Source organism: Marinospirillum sp. (genome assembly GCF_014859565.1).
Genome location: NZ_JACUUA010000185.1, coordinates 1 through 6,292, shown reverse-complemented (window position 1 = coordinate 6,292; position 6,292 = coordinate 1). Strand labels below are relative to the sequence as shown.

The 6,292-nt window shown below is 51.5% G+C and carries 3 protein-coding genes; 1 reads left to right on the top strand and 2 read right to left on the bottom strand.

Features of this window, described 5'->3' with window-relative positions:
* Positions 1-70: 70 nt before the first annotated feature.
* Together tkt and IBX50_RS15880 are read right to left on the bottom strand one after the other, a co-directional pair.
* Positions 71-2,077: a transketolase gene (tkt, locus tag IBX50_RS15885; RefSeq protein ID WP_292257274.1), complete on the bottom strand. Its 2,007-nt coding sequence runs from the start codon at positions 2,075-2,077 to the stop codon at positions 71-73.
* Between the two features lie 126 nt (positions 2,078-2,203).
* Positions 2,204-5,419 carry a DEAD/DEAH box helicase gene (locus IBX50_RS15880; protein WP_292257273.1) on the bottom strand — a complete coding sequence of 1,072 codons (3,216 nt, stop codon included), beginning with the start codon at positions 5,417-5,419 and terminating at the stop codon, positions 2,204-2,206.
* A 174-nt stretch (positions 5,420-5,593) separates the two neighbouring features.
* On the opposite strand from IBX50_RS15880, the gene metK reads away from it, so the two are divergent.
* Positions 5,594-6,292, top strand: a 699-nt coding sequence (metK, locus tag IBX50_RS15875) for a methionine adenosyltransferase (RefSeq protein WP_292257272.1), incomplete at its 3' end; no start/stop codon positions are given.

The following is a 6,292-nucleotide window of genomic DNA, read 5'->3' as shown; positions in this document are numbered from 1 at the left end:
TTTAATGCAATAAAAAAAAGCCCCTGCATTGCTGTCAGGGGCTCCGTTCCGGTTGTTAAAACAATCGGCCTCAGTCTTCCAGGCTTTCCAGCAGTTCTTCCACCGTAGCCACTACGTTTTCCACGGTGAAGCCAAACTCAGCAAAGAGTTGCTCAGCTGGTGCGGATTCACCGAAGCTTTCCATACCAATAATTGCACCTTCCAGACCGGCATACTTGTACCACCAGTCTTTATGAGAGGCTTCCACCACCACACGTGAACCGACTTCTGCGGGTAATACCGACTGGCGGTATTCAGCATCCTGTTGTTCAAAGACATCGGTGGAGGGCAGGCTGACTACACGTACCTGTTTGCCCTGTGCCGCCAGTTGTTCAGCGGCCTCCATCACCAGTCCAATTTCGGAGCCGGTAGCAATCAGGATGGCTTCTGGTTCACCATCGCAGTCTTTCAGGATGTAACCACCACGGGCAATATTGGCCAGTTGTTCAGCGCTGCGCTGTTGGTGTGGCAGGTTCTGACGCGAGAAAATCAGTGCAGTGGGGCCGTCTTTACGTTCCAGAGCGGATTTCCAGGCCACGGCAGTTTCCACGGCATCCGCCGGACGCCAGACGCTCATGTTTGGGGTGCCGCGCAGGCTAGCGAGTTGTTCAATCGGCTGGTGGGTTGGGCCGTCTTCACCCAGACCAATGGAGTCGTGGGTAAACACTTCGATGTGTTGTTTTTTCATCAACGCGGCCATACGCAGAGCATTACGGGCGTATTCCATAAAAATCAGGAAGGTGGCGCCGTAAGGAATAAAACCGCCGTGCAGTGATACACCGTTGATGATCGCCGCCATACCAAACTCACGCACACCGTAGTGCACATAATTGCCAGAGGCATCTTCGCGGGTGATGGCTTTGGCGCCCTTCCAGAAGGTCAGGTTGGAGGGTGCCAGGTCAGCAGAACCACCGAGCAGTTCTGGCAGTTTCGGAGCCAGGGTGTTGAGTACATTCTGGCTGGCCTTGCGGCTGGCGATGGTTTCACCGGCTTGTTGCAGCTGCTGGATATAGGCATCCACGCTGGCGGTGAAATCGGCAGGCAGATCCCCTTTCATGCGGCGGGTGAATTCAGCAGCCAGCTCTGGATGGGCTTGCTGGTAAGCAGCAAAAGTCTTGTTCCAGACGCTTTCGGCCTGCTGGCCTTTTTCCTGTGCATTCCATTCAGCGGCGATATCCGCAGGGATTTCAAAGGGTGCGTGGTTCCAGCCCAGTTGCTGACGGGTCAGGGCAATCTCGTCATCACCCAGCGGGGCACCGTGGCAGTCTTCTTTGCCACCCTTGTTGGGTGAACCAAAACCGATGACGGTTTTGCAGATGATCAGGGTGGGGTGTTCTTCTTCCTGACGGGCGGTTTCAATCGCGGCTTTGATTTCATCCGGCTTGTGGCCGTCAACCTTCAGCACCTGCCAGCCATAGGACTCAAAACGCTGGGCAGTGTTATCGGTGAACCAGCCTTCCACTTCACCATCAATCGAGATGCCGTTGTCATCATAAAAGGCAATCAGTTTACCCAGACCGAGCGTACCGGCCAGTGAGCAGACTTCATGGGAGATGCCTTCCATCATGCAGCCATCACCCAAGAAGGTGTAGGTGTGGTGGTTAACAATGTTATGGCCGGAACGGTTGAACTGCGCGGCCAGGGTTTTTTCCGCCAGTGCCATGCCCACGGCGTTGGCAATACCCTGACCCAGCGGGCCCGTGGTGGTTTCCACACCAGGGGTGTAACCGTATTCCGGGTGGCCGGGGGTTTTGCTGTGCAGCTGACGGAAGTTTTTCAGATCTTCGATTGAGAGGTCATAACCGGACAGGTGCAGCAGTGCATAAATCAGCATCGAGCCGTGGCCATTGGAGAGTACAAAGCGGTCACGATCCACCCACTCAGGGTTTTTTGGGTTGTGTTTCAGGTAGTCGTTCCACAGCACTTCGGCGATGTCTGCCATGCCCATCGGTGCGCCCGGATGGCCGGATTTTGCTTTCTGTACGGCATCCATGGCCAGTGCGCGAATGGCATTGGCGCGATCAAAACGTGAAGTCATGGGTAGTGCTCTCCTGCCCCGAAGGGGTGTGATTCATAACAAGTGAATAAATTGGGCGCTATTTTCCCGCATCTGGCGGTCAGTAGCAAACTGTTCAAGCCCCGCTGCTATTATCCGAGTCGTTACTTATGACAGCAATGCCAGCAGGTCATCCTTGTTTTGTGGTGCGCTGGTTTTGCCTGTGGCGTTAAAAAGCTGATCGGCCAAGGCTTGTTTTTCTTTTTGCATGGCCTGTATGCGCTCCTCAACTGTATTGGTTGCGACCAGCTTGTAAACAAAAACCGGTTTGTCTTGCCCGATACGGTAGGCACGATCCGTTGCCTGATTCTCCACCGCGGGGTTCCACCAGGGATCAAGATGGATGATGGTATCCGCCTGAGTGAGGTTAAGTCCACTGCCACCGGCTTTCAGGCTGATCAGAAAAACATCCACTTCACCTTGTTGAAAGGCATCTATGGCTTCTTGGCGTTTGCGCGTTTGGCCAGTGAGTTTGCTGTAGAGAATGCCTTGTTTTTTCAGCTGTTGCTCAATCAGAGTCAGCGCCTGAGTAAACTGTGAGAAGAGTAAAATCTTGCGGCCTTCTTCCAGCATTTCCGGCAGTTTTTGAGCTAACCACTCCAGTTTTGCGCTGGTTTTGATACCAGAGGCTTCATCCAGTTTAACCAGCTCCGGTGCAATGCAAGCCTGACGTAGCTTTAGCAGCGCATCCAGAAACTCGATGTGGCTGCGCTCCATGCCCTGTTTATTGATCAGGTCACGAATGCGCCTTTCCATGCTGATGCGCACACTTTCATAAAGCTGGCGCTGCTCACCTTCTAGCTCGACATATTCAATGATTTCGGTTTTTGGCGGCAGCTCTTTAACCACCTGGTCCTTATCGCGCCGCAGCATAAAGGGTGCGACCTTGCGAACCAGTTGCTGGCGTGCGGTATCGTCTCCAGCGTTTTCTATGGGGTTGCGATAGAGTTCCTTGAAAGTTTTGTCGCCACCCAGCAAGCCCGGCAGGGCAAAATCCATTAAAGCCCACAACTCTCCCAGATGGTTTTCTAAAGGTGTACCGGTCAGGCAAATTCGGCAACCCGCTTTAATGTCGCGGACATTCTTTGCAGCCTGAGTACGGGGGTTTTTGATGGCCTGGGCTTCATCCAGTATCAATAGGGTGTAATTGTGTTTTAAATGCTGCTTAAGATCCCTTGCAATCAGCGGGTAGCTGGTAATGACCAGATCAGATGCTTTGATCTGGCTAAACTGGCTGTGGCGTTCTGCACCATGCAGCACCAGTGTTTTCAGTTGGGGTGCAAAGTGTTCAGCTTCTCTTTTCCAGTTTCCCATCAGGCTGGTTGGCGCAATCACCAGTACGGGTTTTTTGAGCTGTTTTTGATTTTTAAGGTGCTGCATCAAGGCCAGACTTTGCAAGGTTTTACCCAGCCCCATGTCGTCGGCCAAAATGCCGCCAAAACCGTATTGATGCAGAAAATTCAGCCAGTTCAAGCCTTCCTGCTGATAGCGACGCAGTGTGGCATTGAGCTGCTCAGGGACTGGAACTGGCTCCAGCCCGGAAAAATGCTTCAGCTGCTGAATGAGTTTACGGGTCAGGGGTGCCTGGCGGTCATCAAGATTCAATGCCTCCAGCTGAGCGGCTTGATAAGCAGGCAGACGCATTGGCTGGTCAAGTTTTTTGCTTTTGTAGAGTGCCTGCAATAAATCATGTATGGGTTGCAAGGGCTGAGTATCCAGGCTGACCCACTCATCTTCAATAGGTATCACCAGCTGATCTGGGCGACCCTCTTCCAACCAGATAGCGACCAATTCAGTGGTGGATAAACGGTAGTCGCCGTAGTTGATGGCAAGGGAGAATTCAAACCAGTGGTTGCTGCTGTCTTTGATATTAAAGTCCAGCTGGGCGGGGCTGGTTTTCAATTGGTAACTGGGATCTATTTCGATCAGCCAGCCTTCTTTTTCCAGTTGTGGCAGCTCTTTATCTATCAACTGCTGCCAGCGATTAAAAAGCTCTGTGGGCGTGCTGTGTTGTACAGACCAGAACAGGTGTTGATCATGCAGATTCTCAAAGGCAACCAGGTTCATGGAGACAATCCGATCTACGGCAGTTTTCTCCTGTTGTGCATTGCGAGTCAGAAGGTAGGTTTTACCGTTATGCATCACGGTCTGAACAGTTTCGGAAATAACTTCATCACGAACCGGAATCTCTAGGTCACCGTAAACAAAGCTGAATAACAAGCCGGGAATGGCAAGATCAAACTTGTTGCTTGAAATCAGTGTCAGTTTGGGTTGCGGGCTGGAAACCTCTTTCAGATCAGGCTCTTCTGGCAGCGGCAACTGCTCTTTGGGGAAGCTGAGTCGCAGGCTGGGTGCTACTACCCGAAGCTCATCCTGATGTACTTCAGGAAATTGCAGCAGATGGTGCAGACGATCCGCATCAATGTGGGATTGCAGCGGGCCGATTAACCCGCGTTTTTCATCCAGGTAACAGGGTGGTTCAGTAACAATCAATTGCCACTGCTCACTTTCCGATAGTTCAATACTTAGCCGCAGATGTTGCTCATCGGTAGACTTCCAGCAGACGGAAAGCGTCTGTTCTGCCCCTTGCTCCAGAGGTTGATAACTTTCATCCAGCAGTAAACGATTGCTGCGCAGCATTTCTGTTAGTGCCAGAAAACCTTTTTTGCCGCTCAGGAAAAATTCGTAGTTGTTTTGATGATTAACAATCAGCTGTAAAATACTGGTATCAATCGGTTCCAGATGCCCCGGACGATGAAAGCCTAGCTCAAACATATTGGGTGAGTAGTGAGTGATCTGGCTCCACTCGCCGTTCTTTTTTAAATAGGCTTTTCTAATGGTGATGCGTGCCTTGCCGCCGGGAGCGACTTTAAGAAAATACAGCAGCTGGTGTTTACCCGGCATGGGCATTAAAGGTGGCTGGGATGTACTGTTTGGTGGCAGTGTTTCCAGCCATTTTTTCAGCTGTTCTTTTTTACTGCTGCTGGCTTCAGCCGGTTTGCTGGCAAGGCGAGGGGGGATTCTTATCGATTTTGCAGCCTCTTCCTTCGCGCTCGCATCCAGCCAATACAAGGCAACTGCCGCAGCGTGTTTGCATTCGTGCCTAACCGGGCAGGTGCATCGACAGATCAGGCCGGTTGATGTATCTGCAACCCGTACTTTATAAACTTTTGAACCACTACCACGAACCCTGGCATCAACATAGCTTTCTTCCTTGTGTTCTCTGAACTCCAGTATGCGACCCTGTTTCAGATAGGTCTTGCCGCGTGAAAAAGTCTGCGGATCAAATTGATCCACTAGATCTGAAATGTTAAAAGAAACCATCGGGTCGCCTGCTGGGTCATTGGATTGTTATACAAGCCATGCAGCTTATTCTGTCGCACGAGCTTGTCAAGTTGAGATGCTCAGGATGAACAGCGTTTTTTTTCAAGTGCAACCCCTGCCCCTGCGGGTTAAAATGCCGACACAAATTCAAGCCATCAGGAGCGTTAGGCTGTTATGAGCGAATATTCCCTTTTTACTTCCGAATCCGTGTCCGAAGGGCATCCCGACAAGCTGGCTGACCAGATTTCTGATGCAGTGCTGGACGCCATTATTGCTGAAGACAAACACGCCCGTGTTGCCTGTGAAACCATGGTGAAAACCGGTGTGGCGATTGTGGGTGGTGAGATTTCAACCTCTGCCTGGGTGGATCTGGAAGATCTGGTACGCGGTGTCATCAAGGATATCGGTTACACCTCGTCTGAGGTGGGGTTTGATGGTGACACCTGTGGTGTGATCAACATCATCGGTAAACAGTCGGTGGATATTGCTCAGGGTGTGGATCGTCAGAAACCAGAAGATCAGGGCGCTGGCGACCAGGGTCTGATGTTTGGTTATGCCTCTAACGAAACCGATGTATTAATGCCTGCCCCGATCACTTTTGCACACCGTCTGGTAGAGCGTCAGGCCGAAGTTCGCAAAAGCGGCCTGCTGAACTGGCTGCGTCCGGATGCTAAAAGCCAGGTCACCTGCCGTTATGAGAATGGTAAGGTGGTGGGCATTGATGCCGTGGTACTGTCCACTCAGCATAATCCGGAAGTATCTCAGAAGGATTTGCAGGAAGCGGTGATGGAGCTGATTGTTAAACACGTCATTCCAACTGATCTATTGCACAAGGATACGCGTTACCACATCAATCCAACCGGCAAATTCGTG

Coding starts and splice junctions, on each gene's coding strand:
- tkt (WP_292257274.1), bottom strand. CDS start 2,077: ATGACTTCACGTTTTGATCGCGCCAATGCCATTCGCGCACTGGCCATG.
- IBX50_RS15880 (WP_292257273.1), bottom strand. CDS start 5,419: ATGGTTTCTTTTAACATTTCAGATCTAGTGGATCAATTTGATCCGCAG.